General features: G+C 43.6%; 11 protein-coding genes. 4 read left to right on the top strand and 7 right to left on the bottom strand.

Going from position 1 to position 16753, the window contains the following annotated elements; translation table 11 throughout:
• Positions 1 to 167 precede the first annotated feature (167 nt).
• Both hrpA and ABZP31_RS09105 read left to right on the top strand, forming a co-directional pair.
• Positions 168 to 4025 (top strand): ATP-dependent RNA helicase HrpA, encoded by a 3858-nt coding sequence (gene hrpA, locus ABZP31_RS09110; RefSeq protein ID WP_248135331.1) that lies wholly within the window; start codon positions 168 to 170, stop codon positions 4023 to 4025.
• A gap of 30 nt (positions 4026 to 4055) precedes the next feature.
• Entirely contained in the window at positions 4056 to 5165 is a 1110-nt protein-coding gene (locus tag ABZP31_RS09105) for a beta-ketoacyl-ACP synthase III (protein WP_248135333.1), read from the top strand.
• A gap of 94 nt (positions 5166 to 5259) precedes the next feature.
• Here the strand turns inward: ABZP31_RS09105 and ABZP31_RS09100 are convergent, their stop codons facing one another.
• Positions 5260 to 6747, bottom strand: coding sequence for a PLP-dependent aminotransferase family protein (locus ABZP31_RS09100; RefSeq protein WP_005019616.1), 1488 nt, complete (start codon positions 6745 to 6747; stop codon positions 5260 to 5262).
• Between the two features lie 301 nt (positions 6748 to 7048).
• Between ABZP31_RS09100 and ABZP31_RS09095 the strand changes: the two genes are divergently transcribed.
• Positions 7049 to 8181 (top strand): IS3 family transposase gene (locus ABZP31_RS09095; RefSeq protein ID WP_223235881.1). Its coding sequence is split into 2 segments (ribosomal slippage): positions 7049 to 7301 and positions 7301 to 8181, totalling 1134 coding nucleotides; the frame shifts between segments, so codons are not numbered across the junction.
• 101 nt (positions 8182 to 8282) lie between these two features.
• Positions 8283 to 9530 (top strand): amino acid permease, encoded by a 1248-nt coding sequence (locus ABZP31_RS09090; RefSeq protein ID WP_248135335.1) that lies wholly within the window; start codon positions 8283 to 8285, stop codon positions 9528 to 9530.
• 116 nt (positions 9531 to 9646) lie between these two features.
• Here the strand turns inward: ABZP31_RS09090 and ABZP31_RS09085 are convergent, their stop codons facing one another.
• The 6 genes from ABZP31_RS09085 to ABZP31_RS09060 form a co-directional block, all read right to left on the bottom strand.
• Positions 9647 to 11062: an FAD-binding oxidoreductase gene (locus tag ABZP31_RS09085; RefSeq protein WP_248135337.1), complete on the bottom strand. Its 1416-nt coding sequence runs from the start codon at positions 11060 to 11062 to the stop codon at positions 9647 to 9649.
• 19 nt (positions 11063 to 11081) lie between these two features.
• Positions 11082 to 12413 carry an APC family permease gene (locus ABZP31_RS09080; protein WP_248135338.1) on the bottom strand — a complete coding sequence of 444 codons (1332 nt, stop codon included), beginning with the start codon at positions 12411 to 12413 and terminating at the stop codon, positions 11082 to 11084.
• A gap of 195 nt (positions 12414 to 12608) precedes the next feature.
• Positions 12609 to 13316, bottom strand: coding sequence for a cache domain-containing protein (locus tag ABZP31_RS09075; RefSeq protein ID WP_174498974.1), 708 nt, complete (start codon positions 13314 to 13316; stop codon positions 12609 to 12611).
• A 73-nt stretch (positions 13317 to 13389) separates the two neighbouring features.
• The gene (locus ABZP31_RS09070) at positions 13390 to 14109 is read right to left on the bottom strand and encodes a GntR family transcriptional regulator (protein WP_174498973.1); all 720 of its coding nucleotides are present in this window, start codon (positions 14107 to 14109) and stop codon (positions 13390 to 13392) included.
• Between the two features lie 56 nt (positions 14110 to 14165).
• On the bottom strand, positions 14166 to 14936 hold the full coding sequence (locus tag ABZP31_RS09065) for a nuclear transport factor 2 family protein (RefSeq protein ID WP_174498972.1): 771 nt from the start codon (positions 14934 to 14936) through the stop codon (positions 14166 to 14168).
• 17 nt (positions 14937 to 14953) lie between these two features.
• Positions 14954 to 16384 carry a gamma-aminobutyraldehyde dehydrogenase gene (locus tag ABZP31_RS09060; RefSeq protein ID WP_174498971.1) on the bottom strand — a complete coding sequence of 477 codons (1431 nt, stop codon included), beginning with the start codon at positions 16382 to 16384 and terminating at the stop codon, positions 14954 to 14956.
• Positions 16385 to 16753 lie beyond the last annotated feature (369 nt).

Raw genomic sequence — 16753 nt, 5'->3', positions numbered from 1 at the left:
GTCAGGACAAGCATTTTTGCTACGCATATAACATGCCGTCGGACCCTTTAAAATTCAAGGGTTAAAATGAAAAAAACACTAAATATATTAAAGTGAGAATTCTTTCACTGGATGTCATTACGGCGTAAAATAGACAGTTCGTATTTTTATATCAGGAATTGCGCTCGGTGCTGAGTCATTTAAATGTAGATCAACTGGTCATGGCGCGGGACTCTTATCGTTTAAATCGGCTAGGTAAAGGTAAAGATGCGAATCCCAAGCAGTATCAGGAACTTTTTGAAAAATCTAACGCCAAGGTGCGGACACGTGTAGAACGCCTCCCGAATATTAAACTGAATCAGGATTTGCCAGTCACGCAATATGCAGACAAACTGATTGAAGCAATACAAACGCATCAGGTCATTATTGTGGCAGGTGAAACCGGCTCTGGTAAAACAACACAATTACCCCAGATAGCAATGCTGGCAGGCCGCGGCCTGACGGGAATGATTGGTCATACCCAGCCGAGACGTCTGGCAGCGCGTAGCGTGTCACAGCGTATTGCTGAAGAAGTGGGTGAAAAGCTTGGGGAGTCCATTGGCTTTAAAGTCCGTTTTAATGAACAGGGCTCACAGGATTCTATAGTCCGGTTGATGACAGACGGAATTCTGCTGGCTGAGCTGACCCATGATCGTTACTTGACTAAATATGACACGATTATTATTGATGAGGCGCATGAACGTTCACTAAATATTGACTTTATTATGGGCTACCTGAAGCAGCTCATTAAAAAACGTCCTGATTTAAAAGTCATTATTACCTCGGCAACACTAGATGTAAACCGTTTTAGTCATTACTTTAATGGCGCACCAGTCTATGAAGTGGAAGGCCGGAGTTTTCCGGTTGAGGTACGTTATCGTCCGATTTCCGACCTGAACATTGCAGGAAGTGATGATGATGAGTTTGATGACTTCGAAGAAAATTTGCCACGTGCAGTAGTTCAGGCTGTAGAAGAGTGCTTTAAGGATGCAGAAGAAAAAGGTCATCCGGAACATGCAGATATCCTGATCTTTTCAAGTACAGAGCAGGAGATTCGCGAACTTCAGGAAACTCTGGAAAAACATGGTCCACGGCATACAGAAATCTTGCCACTGTTCGCACGCCTGGGTTTAGGTGAACAGCAGAAAATTTTTAATCCGGGAGGAAAGGGCCGGCGCATTATTATTGCTACTAACGTGGCAGAAACGGCACTGACTGTTCCTAATATTCGCTATGTGATTGATAGCGGTTTTGCCCGTATTTCCCGCTATAGTTATCGCTCGCGCGTACAGCGTTTGCCAATTGAAGCGATATCGCAAGCTGCTGCAAACCAGCGTAAGGGGCGCTGTGGCCGTATTGCGCCTGGGGTCTGTATTCGTCTGTATAGTGAAGAAGACTTTTTAAGCCGGCCAGAATTTACAGAACCTGAGATCAAGCGGACAAACTTGGCTTCAGTCATTCTGCAAATGCAGAGTTTAGGTTTAGGAAATCTTGAAAATTTTGACTTTATTGAGCCGCCTGACCACCGCCTGGTTAATGATGGACGTAAGCTGCTCATTGAACTGGGTGCATTAAACGAGAAAAAAGCTGAGCTGACTAAAATTGGTCAGATGATGGCACGTATGCCAATTGATCCAAGACTTGCCCGCATGATTCTGGGTGGGGCACACTTCGGTGCGTTAAATGAAGCTCTGATTATTGTGAGCGCACTGGCTGTACAGGACCCACGTGAGCGACCTGCGGATAAACAGACTCAGGCGGATCAGAAACATGCTTTATTTAAAGAAGCCGATTCAGATTTTCTATTTTATTTGAAGCTCTGGTCAACTTTAAAAGGCAACAAGGATAACCAGCTAAGTGAAAATAAACGTCGCGCATTTGCACGTCAGCATTTTTTAAGCTGGCTACGTTTACGTGAATGGAAACAGACTCATAAACAACTTGTTGAACTGGCTGAAGGCTTAAAGCTGAGTTTTAATGATAAACCTGCCAGTTATGAAAACCTGCACCGAGCCCTGCTAACCGGATTACTTTCCTTTATTGCCAACAAGACTGATGAAAAAAATGTCTATATGGCGGTGCGCCAGCAAAAGGCACGAATTTTTCCTGCTTCTGTTTTACATAAGGCGGGTGCATCTTGGGTAATGGCTTTTGAAATGGTAGAAACTTCACAGGTCTATTTACGGACATTGGCTAAGATTGAACCGGAATGGATTTTGCTAGCGGCCCGCGATTTGCTGAAGCATCACTATTTTGAGCCGCACTGGTCGAAAAAGACAGGTATTGTAAATGCCTATGACCAGATTTCGCTATTTGGTTTAATTATTGAGCCAAAACGCCTGACCAATTTTGAAAAAGTTGATCAGGCAGCAGCTCATGAGATTTTCCTGCGAGATGCTCTCACAACCGGTAACTTGGGCATTATGCCGCCATTTCTAAAACATAACCTGCTTAAACTTGAAGAAGTAGAGCGGGTAGAAGACAAGCTGCGCCGACGTGATCTGGTTGTAGATGAAGAAACTGTCTATCAGTTTTATGCTTCTAAAATTCCTTCTGAAATTGCCAGCCGACGCAGTTTTGAAGACTGGCTGGCTACAGTTGAGGCCAAAGAACCGCGTTTCTTATATGTCGATGAAGAGTCACTCTGGCTGAATGACCGTCCGACTACACAGCAGTTTCCGGATTATCTTCAAAATGGACAGTTACGTTTGGCTGCAAGTTACCGCTTTGACCCAAGCCATGATGAAGACGGGGCTACAGTAAAAATTCCATTACAGGCATTAGCGCAGGTCAATGAAGAGATCTGGTCTTGGGGAATTCCAGGCTGGCGTCAGGAACTGGTTGAGGCCTTGCTTAAATCTTTGCCAAAGGATAAACGACGTAATCTGGTGCCGATCCCGGATACTGCACGCAAGTTGCTGCGTGAGGTACAGGATAAGGATTTGCAGCGTCATGTTCTGAATTATCTGACATTTGCCTTGCGGGGTGAACAGATTACAGAGAAGGATTTTTCAGTTGAACGGATTGATCAGTACCTGATTCCTTTTATCAAGGTAACTGATGAAAAAGGCCGAGTGATTGAAAAAGGACGTGATCTGGCAGAGCTAAAAGCACGTTGCCGTCAGGAAACCCAGCGACCGGTAAAACAGCTGAAAGGTGAATATAAAACTTTTCCGGAAAGCTTTATTTTTGAAGCCACTCAGAAAGTAACAGGTGTAGTGATAAAACAGTATCAGGCTCTGGTTCCGGTAAAAAGCTTTAGTGAGATAGAAGCTAAAGATGAATCAGGTGTTGTTATACAAAGTTTTAATGATCAGGCCGAAGCCATTAAACAGCATCGTGAAGGAGTAATTCGTCTGATTCACATGCAGTTAGGTGACCTGATACGTCAGCTTAAAAAGCAGTTGGGTAAGCCTCTGGCTCTGGCTTATTCGCCATTAGGTGACCGGGCCAAACTGGAGCAAATGCTGGTATATGCGACTTTGCAAATGGCATTAACTGAACTGCCGGTGAATGCCGAAGAGTTCCAGAATGTACTGGCAGAGGTTAAGGGAAATTTCCTGAGTTATGGCCAGCAGGCTTTGGCAGCACTCAGCGATATTTTTATTCAGTGGCAAGATATTCGCCGTAAACTGCTCGTGCTTGATCCGGAAATTTTTGGGCGTAGTATTGATGATATTGAAGATCAGCTTGACCTGATGCAGCTGGGCGATTTCGTTTATACCCAGCCGCCTGAGGTATGGGCAGAATTTCCACGTTATTTGAAGGCCTTGGTTCTGCGTCTGGAGCGTTTGCCTAATAACCTGCAACGTGATGAAGCTGCTATTGCCCAGGTTGACCCGTGGATGGACAAGTTATTCAGTGTCCGTAACAATCCGAAATCTATAGACTTTTACTTTATGCTTGAAGAATTACGTATTTCCCTGTTCTCCCAGCCTATGAAGACCAAAATACCTGTTTCTGCAACTCGACTGCAAAAACTATGGGATCGGCTCGGAATCAGTTAAAATACCGTCATTCTTTAAAAGGAGTTTTACATGGGCATCCGCATTACTGGTACTGGCTTGTTTCATCCTGAAAATGTCATTACCAACGAAGAGTTAGTTGAAAGTTTAAATGCTTATGTGGAACAGTATAACCTAGAAAATGCTGAAAAAATTGCTGCAGGTGAACTAGAGCCCCGCCGTGGTTCAAGTGCTGAATTTGTTGAAAAGGCATCAGGCGTCAAACGTCGTTATGTGTCTGAAAAAACTGGTATTCTTGACCCGAAACGTTTGCGTCCACATTTGCAGGAACGTGCTGATGACCAGCTGTCGTTACAGGCAGAGTGGGGCGTAATTGCTGCCAAGCAGGCGATGGAAAATGCTGGTGTTACACCTGAAGATATTGATGTCGTGATTCTGGCATGTTCAAACATGCAGCGCGCTTACCCGGCAGTTGCTATTGAAATTCAGACTGCTCTGGGAATTCAGGGGTATGCCTATGACATGAACGTGGCATGCTCGGCAGCGACCTTTGGCCTGAAACAGGCTCATGATGCCATTAAGACAGGCGCGCGTCGTGTATTGCTGGTCAATGTTGAAATTACATCTGCGCATTCTGATTTCCGTTCACGTGACAGCCACTTTATTTTTGGTGATGTAGCGACTGCTTCTATTATTGAAAATACAGACAGCAAATCTGGCTTTGAAATTCTGGACACACAGCTGTTTACTCAATTTTCCAACAATATTCGTAATAATTTTGGTTTTTTGAATACCAGTGAAAATGCCGATATTGATGACAAGCGTTTCCGTCAGGATGGCCGCAAAGTATTTAAGGAAGTATGTCCGCTGGTCGCAAAAATGATTACTGCTCAACTTGAGAAAAACAGTATTCAGCCTAATGAAGTAAAACGCTTCTGGTTACATCAGGCCAATGCCAGCATGAATGAATTAATCTTGAAGCTGGTAGTAGGCAAAGAAGCAGCCCAGCCAGGGCTTGTTCCAATTATTCTGGATGAATTTGCCAATACTTCTTCTGCCGGGGTTATTATTGCCATGCACCGCACAGCACACGAAGTAAACGATGGTGAATATGGAATTCTGTGCTCGTTTGGTGCAGGCTATTCTGTAGGCTGTATTCTGGTACAAAAGCACGTAGTATAAAAATATCTTGTTAAACTCTTAAGAAGGGCACAGTTTAGGCTGTGCCCTTCTTATTGCATTTGTATAGTGAGTAAAAGGGTAGCTTTAACCCGGCTCAAAGTGCAATCTGATGTTCTTTTAGACATTGTCTTAATACGCTAAATGCTACAAGCATGTCTTTCTCTTTTACACAGGCGAAGCCCAGTAGCAGTCCGGCTTGTGAGCGGGTTGCATCCGAATAATAGCGTGATAAAGGTCTTACTTTGACACCACGCGAAAGGGCCATTCTGGCAATTGCAACGTCATCACTATGCTCCGGCAGCTTGAGGACCAGGTGTAACCCTGCTGCATGACTAAATTCATGAATAAACTCTGTGCCCAGATAGCGCTCAATCAGTTCAATTAGAAATGCACGGCGTTTACCATACAAAATCCGCATCCGACGGATATGAGCGGCATAATGACCTTCTTGAATAAATTCAGCCAGTGCCCGCTGTGTAAGTAAATGCCCGCCCCGATAAAGCTCGGCAGCTACCGTTTTCAGTGATTCGACCAGACTTTTAGGAATGACCATATAACCGATCCGTAAAGCCGGGTAAATCGTTTTACTGAATGTTCCCATATAAATGACGGGCGTATTTTCTTCCAGTCCCTGCAAGGAGGGAAAAGGCTGGCCGGAAAAGCGAAATTCACTGTCGTAGTCATCTTCAATTATCCAGCTGCCGTGATAACGGGCCAGGTCTAACAGTTGCCGGCGTCTGGATACGCTCAAGTGCGAACCAAGCGGATACTGATGTGAGGGAGTAACAAAGATCAGTTTAGGAACAGAAGACGTATGATCAGGAATAAGACCTTCATGATCAACGGGTACCGGGTTAATACACAGTCCATTGATCCGTAAAATATTACGCGCACCCCAGTATCCCGGATCTTCAATCCAGACCTGATCACCGGCATCGCATAAAGAGCGTGAAACCAGATCTACTGCCTGATGAATACCTTCAGTAATTAGAATCTGGTCAGCCTCACAGCGTACAGAGCGCGCAACCCGCAAATAATCTGCTAATGCCTGTTTAAGTTCAAGACAGCCCCCGTCATTGCTATAGATGAGCCTTGAAATTTCCGGCTGGCGGCTTAAACGGTTCAGAATCCGACCAAACTCGGCGTGTGGAAATTCGGTAACGTCTGGTGCGCCTGGCACAAAAGCACCCCACTGATAGGGGGATGCGGCTGCACTTTCAAGAAATGCAGTACCACGCTTAGACAGATGCTTTAACTGTTGCTGGTTGGGCTGTTCTGCCAGATGTTCATGTCCCGGTACTGTCAGATAGCTCTCCGGCAGGTTTTCAGCGACCCAGCTGCCACGTCCCGTATGTGCCTGAATATAACCTTGTGCCTGTAAATGCTCATAGGCATTCAAGATAGTATTACGTGAAACCTTGAGTTCATGAGCCAGATCACGCGAAGCCGGTAGCCGTGTTTTAGGCGGTAAAATACCTTCTGTGATGGCATCACGTAAACAGCAGAATACCCGGTGATATAGAGCTCCCTCGGTCTGTTTCTGTAAGCGCTGTAACAGATGATCTCCTAACAAGCTAAGCAATTGGCTCTCTCCGGTTTATTAAAAATGGCTCTCGTTTCTGGTCCCATAAAGCATGAAATTATAAAACCTTATGGATGGGCCAGCAGGTTTAACCCTGGAGCTGAACATATACTCAGGCTTAATTTACTGAAATTCAAGGGTCTTAAAACAAGCAGGATTGATCAGAAGATGAATCTGAACCCGTTATAAAAGCATAACAGGAAATTAGAAACCAGAGGTGGATCAGGAAATTTGAACAACACTTATAAGTGATATTTTGCTCCCCAAATGATGTTATAAACATCAATATATGGAGTATTTTATGGCACGTAGACCAAGAAGAAATCATTCAAATGATTTTAAAGCTAAGGTAGCACTTGCTGCGATTAAAGCAGAAAAAACACTTGCTGAATTGAGTGCTGAATTTGATGTTCATCAAAACCAAATTATCGACTGGAAAAATCAACTGATTTCAGCTTCCTCGCAAGCTTTCGATCAATCAAAAGCTCCAACAGAACCACCCATCGATCTAAAAAAACTACATGCAAAAATCGGTGAGCAGGCATTAGAAATTGATTTTTTAGAAGGTGTGTTGAAGAAACTGGGCCGCTTCAACCACAAAAGTTAATCGATGACTCACTTCAGATTTCAGTATCTAAGCAAGCTCAGCTGCTGAAAGTCTCCCGTGGTTGTTATTACTATCGCCCAAAACCTGTGAGTGCATCAGATCTGAAGCTAATGCGGTGTATGGATGAGTTACATATGCAATACCCTTTTGCAGGTAGCCGGATGATGCGTGATTTGTTGAATCGTCAAGGACATCATATAGGACGACGTCATACACGTACTTTAATGAAGAAAATGGGCATTAATGCGTTATATTGCAAACCAAATTTAAGCCAGGCTAATCAAGCTCACCGCAAATATCCATATCTGCTCAAAGGATTGGCTATTCAGCGCAGTAATCAAGTGTGGTCTACGGATATAACGTATATCCCTATGGCAAAAGGCTTTGTTTATTTATGTGCTGTGATTGATTGGCATAGCCGCAAGGTACTTGCGCATAGAGTATCGATTAGTATGGAGGTTACATTTTGCATAGAAACATTAAATGAAGCTATTGAAAAATATGGTCGACCTGAAATATTTAATACAGACCAAGGCAGTCAGTTTACCAGTGATGCATTTATTGATGTATTGAAATCAAATGGCATTCAAATCAGTATGGATGGTAAAGGTCGATGGGTTGATAATGTGATGGTTGAACGATTATGGCGGAGCGTTAAATATGAAGAGGTGTATCTCAAAGCCTACAGCAATGTTTTGGATGCGAAGAAGCAATTAAACGCATATTTTGAATTTTATAATTTGAAACGACCTCATTCGAGTCTGGACAAAATGACTCCAGATGAGTTTTACTATGACCAGCTACCACAACAAAATAAGGTAGCTTAACTAGAGCAGAGTATCACTTATAAATAAGCTTTTAGTTGTTCAAACATGTGGGACCACCTCTACCTAAGTCATCAAGGACTATAATTTATAAGGAATTCATCATGTCAGAAGAGACTATACAAGGCGCAGTACCTTTTACCGTTGCAGAGTGCAAAGAAGCGCCTGTCAAATCTTTAAGTTTTCTGGAAGGCGTTGCAATGATTGTCGGCACCAATATTGGTGCCGGTATTCTCTCTATAGCCTATGCAGCGCGTAAGGCAGGTTTTATGCCTTTGCTATTCTGGTTAATTGTCGCTGGTATTTTGACCACCATTACCATGCTATATGTTGCCGAGTCAACATTAAGAACCCGGGCACATCTGCAACTAAGCGGCCTGTCCGAGCGTTATGTAGGTGCTTTAGGCTCATGGATTATTTTCGCAGCGGTTTGTGTTAACTCAATGGGTGCATTAATCGCCTATATGAGTGGTAGTGGTGAGCTGCTGAATTCGCTGGCCGGCCTGCCAAGGTCACTCGGCAGTCTTATTTTCTTTATTCCCGCGGCAGGAATATTATGGCTCGGATTAAAAGCGATTGGCCGTAGTGAAAAAGTAATCTGTATATGCATGGTTGCTATGCTGGCGATTTTATTCGGTGCGACATTGCTCAATGAAAAAACCCAGTTTGTCAATCTGATGCAGGGCAACTGGATCTATATGATTCCAGTATTTAATGTCGTGGTGTTCTGTTTTTCTGCCCAATATATCGTGCCGGAAATGGCGCGTGGTTTTAGTGATAAGCCTGAGCAGCTGCCAAAAGCTATTATTACCGGTATGGTAATTACATTTATTCTGCTGGCTGTGGTACCGATGTCCGTAATTGCTCTTAGTGGTCTGGATAACATTACCCAGGTAGCAACTTTAAGCTGGGGCAAGGTACTGGGCAATTGGGCCTTTTTCTCTGCTAACCTGTTTGCCTTGTTTGCAATGCTGACTTCGTACTGGGGGCTAGGTGGCAGTCTGGTTACAAATATCGGTGATCGTTTTAAACTGGCAATTCATACCGATATGAAAAAGCGTCTTCTGGTCATGGCCATTGTAACTCTTCCACCATTTTTGCTGGCTTATAGCGGTATGGTCTCTTTCGTTAATGCTCTTTATATCGCGGGAACATTTAGCGGTGTAGTCCTGTCTATCATGCCCATGCTTATTTTAAAAGGTGCGCGTGCGCGTGGAGATATTCAACCTTCATGGACATGCAGCTCTGCCATTACTCACCCGGGCATTAAAATTCTGATTATTCTTATCTATTTTGCCAGTGCTGTTTATGCTATTGCTGCATTATTCAAATTATTGCCAGCTGGCTGGTAATTTTTATTTTTTCTAAACCTTAACTGCTCATTTATGAAACCGGTAGAGCGATTTGCTTTACCGGTTTTTAATGATTTCAAGCTGGAGAAAACTATTTATATTTCTTAAATAAAATATTAAAAAGACACCATTTTACCTGGATTCATTAAAGCTCCCACACCATAAGCACTTTTTGCAATTGGAATCACAACAGGGGCCAGAGTGCGCGCAAACAGGATGTTGGCATGATCAATCTGGGTGAGCATTTTAAAATCACTGGATTGACCAATAAAATCTGCTGCAATTGCTTTACCAATACGCACAGTCTGGGCAACACCGTGGCCGCTCCAGCCATGCACGGCATAAATTGGAAACTTGCTCCCGAACTTACGGCTGTCTACAGCACCATTGACTGTCAAATCAGTGGTACCACTCCAGACAAAATCAATTTCAACCCGCTTGAGCTGTGGGAAAACTGTATGAATACGATTTTTTAAATAGTTCAAGGTCCTCTCTGGTGACCAGCAGCTACCTGTACCTTGTCCGCCAAACAACAACCGGTTCTGTGTGACCGGGCGATAATAGTCAATCTGAAATTGGGTGTCGTAAACCGGATGTTCCTCAGGCAGAAGCTCATGAATATCAAGCTCAAGCGGAGCAGTGGTACTAACGTAAGTATAGAAGGGAAGCGTCGTCTGTTTTTTCTGTGGAAGCAACTTAAATGATGCATGATGTACAGCCATCACTACACTTTTACGTGCCTTGACTGTACCGGTTGCTGTTCTGACATACACGCCGTCTTCGGCTTCTTCAATTATAATTACTTCAGTCTGTTCATACACGATACCCCCATTTTTGCAGAAGGCATAAATCAGGCCACGGTTTAGAGCAAGTGGATGAATCTGGCCCCCTAACTCATCAATCAGCCCGCCGGTATAATAGTCTGATTTAATATATTCACCTAACTCGTGTTTACCCACAATGCGTGTATGGGCTTCACCGAGATATTTACGGGCATCTGCGCCTTGGGTAAGACCAACCAGATGACCTTGATGAACCGCAGCTGTAATGTGTCCTCGTTTTCGCTGAAAATCCAGACCGTATTTTTCAGAGATTTCATCAATTAACTGCATAGCCTCTGTAGAAGTAAAATGCCAGAGTTTTTTTGCATCTTCATAGCCAAAATGTTCTGACATTTCACCCGCTTCCCAACGGGCCAGACCAGGTGTCAACTGGCCACCATTACGCCCCGAAGCGGCACTACCCACACGGTTTTTCTCAAGTACAACAGTTTCGACCCCCTGTTCAGCCAGATGTAATGCAGTAGAGGCACCTAGCAGGCCTGAACCAATGACAACCACATCACATTCACAATCAGTTTGCAGGGCATTAAATTCATGCCAGTCTGCCAGAGAGCTTTCATAGTAATTTGCCGGGTGGTCAGCCTGTAGATGACGGGGATTAACCCAGTTCCATTCTTTACCTGCCTGTTGAGTGGTTGACTGCTTAAAAACAACATCATTTAATATTATAGGTTTAGATATATTTAACATGGCTTCTGACCTCAATGAATTAATAAACATTGCTGATAGCAATATTCTGCTTTTTAAATTTTTTGTAAAAGAAAACGGAGATACCGACCAATAACCAGATACAACCAAATATCAAGGAAGAATGATCCAGATTGAACCAGAGGCACAAGATGGCACAGACCGAAATAAATGGTAAAACCAGGTTGAGGAACTTATTCTTGAGTCCTGTGCGTTGCTGCTTTTTAATATAAAATTGCATAAATACTGAGAAATTCACCGCAGTAAAGGCAACCAGAGCACCGAAACTGATCAGGCTAACCACCTGGGCGAGATCCAGAAAAGCTGCACTCATTGAAATGAGGCCGACAAATAATACCGAAAAAAGTGGCGTACCGAGTTTAAAGTGAACTGCACCAAAGAATTTACGCGGAAAAATACCATCTCTGCCCATAATATGCAAAAGCCGCGAGGCACTGGCATGGGTAGCAAGGCCGGAAGCAAAGGTATTCATAATCTGCCCACACAGGAAAACCGACTGAAAAAAGGCTCCACCTACATAAAGCACGATTTCTGGCAGGGCTTCACTCGGATTATTGAAACGGACATTACTGGGAAAATAAAGCTGGATAAACCAAGATGCACTAATAAAGATCAAACCGCCAATAAGGGTGGTCATCAGTACCGCACGCGGGATATTCCGCTTAGGGTCTTTGGTTTCAGCAGATAATGTCGTGACTGCATCAAACCCTAAGAATGAAAAACACAAAATTGATGCGCCAGCGATAAGTGGTAAAAGCTCATGATCTCCATTCCATAAGGGCGTAAGAGTCAGAACATGCTCATAACCTTGAGAAGAGCCTATACCCTGAATTACCAGATAAACAAATATAACCATGAGAATAATAGGCGCAAAAACAAAAGCCAGACTTAAGTTGGCTAATATGTTGATACGAAAACAATTCACCAGAGTGACAACACTTGCAGAAATCATGACCCAAGCCCAATAAGGAACATCTGGAATCAGGGCAGTGAGGTAAATGGAAGCGAGTAATACATTAATGAGCGGAAGCAGGAGATAATCCAGCAGCGCGCACCAGCCAACAAAAAAGCCGTATTGTGGACCACAGCTTTCAGCAGTATAGGTATATGCTGAACCTGCTTTTTCAGATTCACGACTAAAACGCGCATAACTCCATGCAGTTAGCACCATTGCAATTAATGCCAGTATATAAGCTAAAGGTACGTGTCCATCGGTAACACCCGAAACAATGCCAAAGGTATCAAATACTGTCATCGGGGTCATGTAGGCAATACCAATAATAATGACTTGCCAGAGGGTCAGTTTTTTTAAATTTACAGTAGTTTTTTCCATATTATAAAAGCCCTTATATTTCTGTTTGCTACCCTGCAATTTTTAAGCCAGTCACTGATATGTTGCTGATATAAATAAAATAAGCATAAAGAATATGTGCCCAAACTTTTAAGCTCAGGTTCTTGTAATTTATAAGGTGGCTTGGCTTCTAATCAGAGGCTTAATTTAAAGCCTTTACCCATAACCGGTTTAAAGCTATAAAACCAGTAGCTGCAAGGGCTGGGATGACCGCACAATTGTACTAGTCATAGGCGTATGTCTCACCAGAGTACCCGTGCGAAAACCTTTTGTGTTGGAGGTAATTACACGGGCTGTATCATTAATAATTACAGCAGCCTGCTTGATTTTGCGGAGGCCAGGCAGAAAAACTTTTTCAAGTGAAGAGACCAGTAAGTCAATAGCAATTACCCCTACAAACTGGCTTTGTACCATTACGGGATAGGCTGTGGTAATCGTGTAGGCACCATTACAGATATAGTCGACATAAGGCCCTTGAATATAGGGCTGCTTGCTGCATGCTGGCTGTTGAAACCAGTCAAAGGAGCGGAAATCGAGAAAACGCTGGGCATTCTGGTAGTTTTCAAGTTTAGCCTGTTGCAGTTCATCACCTTTTTTAAACCACCATTCCAGTGTCCAGTAATCTTTTTCTTCCTGGTTTTCGGGAGTATATCCTGCAAAACCAATCCCATGTGTATAAGTCGATTTTCCTAATGCAGCCTTAATTTCATATTGTAAAGCTTGACGCTCCTCAGTCGACAGTTTAATACCGCGACCCGGATCTATTATACGTCGAGATAAAATATGGCTGGTCTGCTGGGCCAATTGCTGTGCAGTTGAAGTGGTCTCACTTATAACCTGCTCGAGTAACATCTGGAGCTGTTCTATATATAATTCTGTTTTCATTCCTTTATATCCTTGTCCCTGTTATTTCACCGTCTGGATAGGAACATGCAACGTTCCGGTATATCTATTCTTGTTATGCGATGGACAGTTTGTACTCAAGCATCTGGTCAGTCAGCATTGAGATAATTTTTTTGGTGTGCAGTGCTGCCTGAGCTTCATCTGCCTGATCTAGCAATGGCAATAATTGCTGATACTGCTCAACTACATCTGCATGAAAGTCTGTATCCTGATAAAGTATCGCAACCAGAGGGGCCCACTCTGCCTGAATAGAAAGCTCCTGATTGGCTAGTCTTGAGGACTGTGCAAACGAAGTTAGAGTTAACAGACAGCGCATATCGGTTTGTGCGCGGGTATCCGGTTGTATAGCCTGTGCAAACAAATGGATCAGTTCCTTCATTTTTGAAAGATCTTGTGTTGTCGTGCGCTGGGCAGCCAGATATACACTATGGCCAAGAATGGCGCTATGATATTCGCCCAGATCTGCCAGATAATCACTGCTAGCCTGCCGCAAGGGATGCTGCTCTAGCAACAGATCAGGAGAAATTTCACAGATAAAACTTCCACCGTTACGTCCACGTCGCGTATCAATCAGGCCTTTTACTCTCAAGGTGTTTAATGCTTCACGAACCGTAATAGGTGATACTCCCATAAGGCGGGCCAAATCGGCCTCATTTGGAAGCTGTTCATTACTTTTGAGCAGACCGGAAATGATTGCATTTTCTAGCCGTCCTACCACCTGTTCCGAGCGCGTGGCCTGCTCGATAGGCGCAAATATAATGGTGTGTGCTGTCATGGCTAACTCTCTTTAAAGCCAGGCATAAAATACCCGGCTCAGGAAGCGGCTAATCTTTAAAATACGCCATAGCGATGTACAGCCTGGTCATCTTGGGGAACTGGAGCAATTGCATCCCAGAGTTCAACGATTTTACCGTCTTCTACACGCCATAATTCAAAATAGGCATGACGTGTACCTGCAATACTTCCTTCAGAGTGGGTCAAGACAAACTGACCATCGGCAATGGTGCGATGAATTTTCGAGTATAGCAAACCTTGACCTTCGTTACGGATTTTGTTGAGGAAATCGATCACTGCCACAGTACCGTCGCCAATATCAGGACTATGCTGCTGAAATAATTCGCCGTTAGCATAATCTCTGAACCCTTCATAATCACCTTCGATCAGCGTACGGGTAAAAAATTCTTTTACCAGTGACTGGTTATGTTCTTCCTGACCAGTCTTTGCTACCTCAGTGGGCCCGTCAAGCTGGGTACGGCCACTAAGATTCGCTGCTGCTTCAGGGACTAATCCGTCCCAATGTTCTACAATTTTGCCATCTTTAACCCGGTAAATATCAAAACCGACCAGTGGCTGTTCATCTAGCCCTTCAAAGCATCCATGAATAGCGACCAGATCGCCATCGGCCAAGATGCGAACAGCTTCATGTTTAAGATTTGGACAGTCTTGTACCAGTTGACGCAAACCAGAAAGCCCATCTGCGACCAGAGGCGAGTGTTCAATAAAGTCTGCCGAGAAGTAACGTTCAAGCGCACTGGTGTCATGCAGGCTGAACAGTTCATGATGCGCAGTTCCGACCAGTGCTTTAATTTCCTGTTGATTCATGTTTGGCTCCAGCCTGACTAGTCATTTGAACTCATTACGTGCTTGATACGGGTATATTCTTCAAAACCGTAACCTGACAGGTCTTTACCATAACCTGATTTTTTGAAGCCGCCGTGTGGCATTTCAGCAGTCAGCGGAATATGCGTGTTGATCCATACTGTACCAAAATCAAGTTCGCGGCTGAGACGTGTAGCACGCCCGTGATCTCTGGTCCATACACTTGAAGCCAAGCCATATTCAACGTCATTGGCTTTATAAATGGCATCCGTTTCATCACTAAATTTTTGTACGGTAATCACTGGACCAAAAATTTCATTTTGAATTACTTCATCCTGCTGTTGCAGACCAGTAATAACTGTAGGTTCAAAATAATAGCCTGGACGGTCAGCATGACGACCACCAGTTTCAATTTTGGCATGTGAGGGCAGACGTTCAATAAAGCCTGTCACATGTTTAAGCTGGTTGGCATTATTGAGTGGGCCATATAAGGCATTTTCATCATCTGGTTCACCGAACCGAGTGTTCTTTGCAGCAGCCACCAGTTTCTGCACAAATTCGTCATGTACTGCTTCAGATACAATTACTCGGGTTGCGGCGGTACAGTCTTGCCCGGCATTAAAAAAGCCGGTCATGGCTATCATCTCAGCCGCTTTTTCGAGGTCGGCATCTTCAAAAACCAGAACCGGAGCTTTACCTCCAAGTTCCAGGTGAGCCTTGGCAAGATTGGCCGCAGCAGAGGCTGCCACCTGTAAACCGGCACGCACTGAACCGGTAATCGATACTAAGGCTGGAACTTTATGTGAAACCACCTTGGAGCCTACATCTGCCTTGCCTAACACCACGTTAAAAGCGCCTTTTGGAAAGAATGGTGCTGCAATTTCTGCCAGCAGTAAAGTGCTTTCCGGTGTGGTATCGCTAGGTTTAAGCACAACGGTATTGCCTGCAGCCAGTGCAGGTGCAATTTTCCAGACAGCCATCATGAGTGGATAGTTCCAGGGTGTTACCTGACCGACTACACCCACTGGCTCACGGCGGATACTGGACGTTAAGCCTTCCAGATATTCAGATGTTGCTGTCCCTTCCAGTAAACGTGCTGCGCCTGCAAAAAAGCGGATCTGGTCCGCACATATTGCTACTTCTTCAGAAGCGATCAGATGCTTAAGCTGTCCAGTATTACGGCTCTGTGCTTCAATTAGGCGGTCTGCATTGGTTTCAATAGCATCGGCCAGGCTTAGTAAAGCTTTCTGGCGTGCAGAGGGCGTAGTCCGTCCCCAAGTTTTAAATGCTTCTTTAGCAGCAGCATAAGCGGCATCTACTTCTGCTTCAGTTGCATTAGGCGACTGTGCATATAGTTCTCCAGTTACCGGACTGATCAGATCAAAATAATTATTGTCTTGCGGTTCAGAATATTCACTATTAATAAAATGTTTTAGTTTTACAGTCGTCATTTTTTACTCTTCCTTGGTTATAAAATATTACATATAAAACTATATGTATTATGTTTTATTTAAACTGTCAAATTATTTTTTTAAAAAGAAATAAAAGCAGGAGTAAGCAAAAAAATTTATCTAATTATTTTAGTAATTAGTAAGTAACTAAAAAGATTAACTTAATTTTTAAAAACCTAACATAACCTTGAAGGGAAAATAAATTTTTTATCTAACCTATTAAGATTCTCTATTTTTTATAGCAAAACAGATTGGCTCCTAAAGAAGAACAAGAAATGGCTCTCGTCAGAATTGAGTAAAAGGGTGAGATTAAAGCAGTCATCAGTCGTCAGACAAGCCTAGAGCAGGAACTGACGGTGCTTAAATAAA

Origin of the sequence: Acinetobacter sp. FL (genome assembly GCF_040744925.1) — a bacterium.
Lineage (GTDB): Bacteria > Pseudomonadota > Gammaproteobacteria > Pseudomonadales > Moraxellaceae > Acinetobacter > Acinetobacter radioresistens.
The sequence above is the reverse complement of the archived record's forward strand: the minus strand, read 5'-3'. Positions and strand labels throughout refer to the sequence as shown.

Coding starts and splice junctions, on each gene's coding strand:
- ABZP31_RS09090 (WP_248135335.1), top strand. CDS start 8,283: ATGTCAGAAGAGACTATACAAGGCGCAGTACCTTTTACCGTTGCAGAG.
- ABZP31_RS09080 (WP_248135338.1), bottom strand. CDS start 12,413: ATGGAAAAAACTACTGTAAATTTAAAAAAACTGACCCTCTGGCAAGTC.
- ABZP31_RS09075 (WP_174498974.1), bottom strand. CDS start 13,316: ATGAAAACAGAATTATATATAGAACAGCTCCAGATGTTACTCGAGCAG.
- ABZP31_RS09065 (WP_174498972.1), bottom strand. CDS start 14,936: ATGAATCAACAGGAAATTAAAGCACTGGTCGGAACTGCGCATCATGAA.
- ABZP31_RS09070 (WP_174498973.1), bottom strand. CDS start 14,109: ATGACAGCACACACCATTATATTTGCGCCTATCGAGCAGGCCACGCGC.
- ABZP31_RS09085 (WP_248135337.1), bottom strand. CDS start 11,062: ATGTTAAATATATCTAAACCTATAATATTAAATGATGTTGTTTTTAAG.
- ABZP31_RS09105 (WP_248135333.1), top strand. CDS start 4,056: ATGGGCATCCGCATTACTGGTACTGGCTTGTTTCATCCTGAAAATGTC.
- ABZP31_RS09060 (WP_174498971.1), bottom strand. CDS start 16,384: ATGACGACTGTAAAACTAAAACATTTTATTAATAGTGAATATTCTGAA.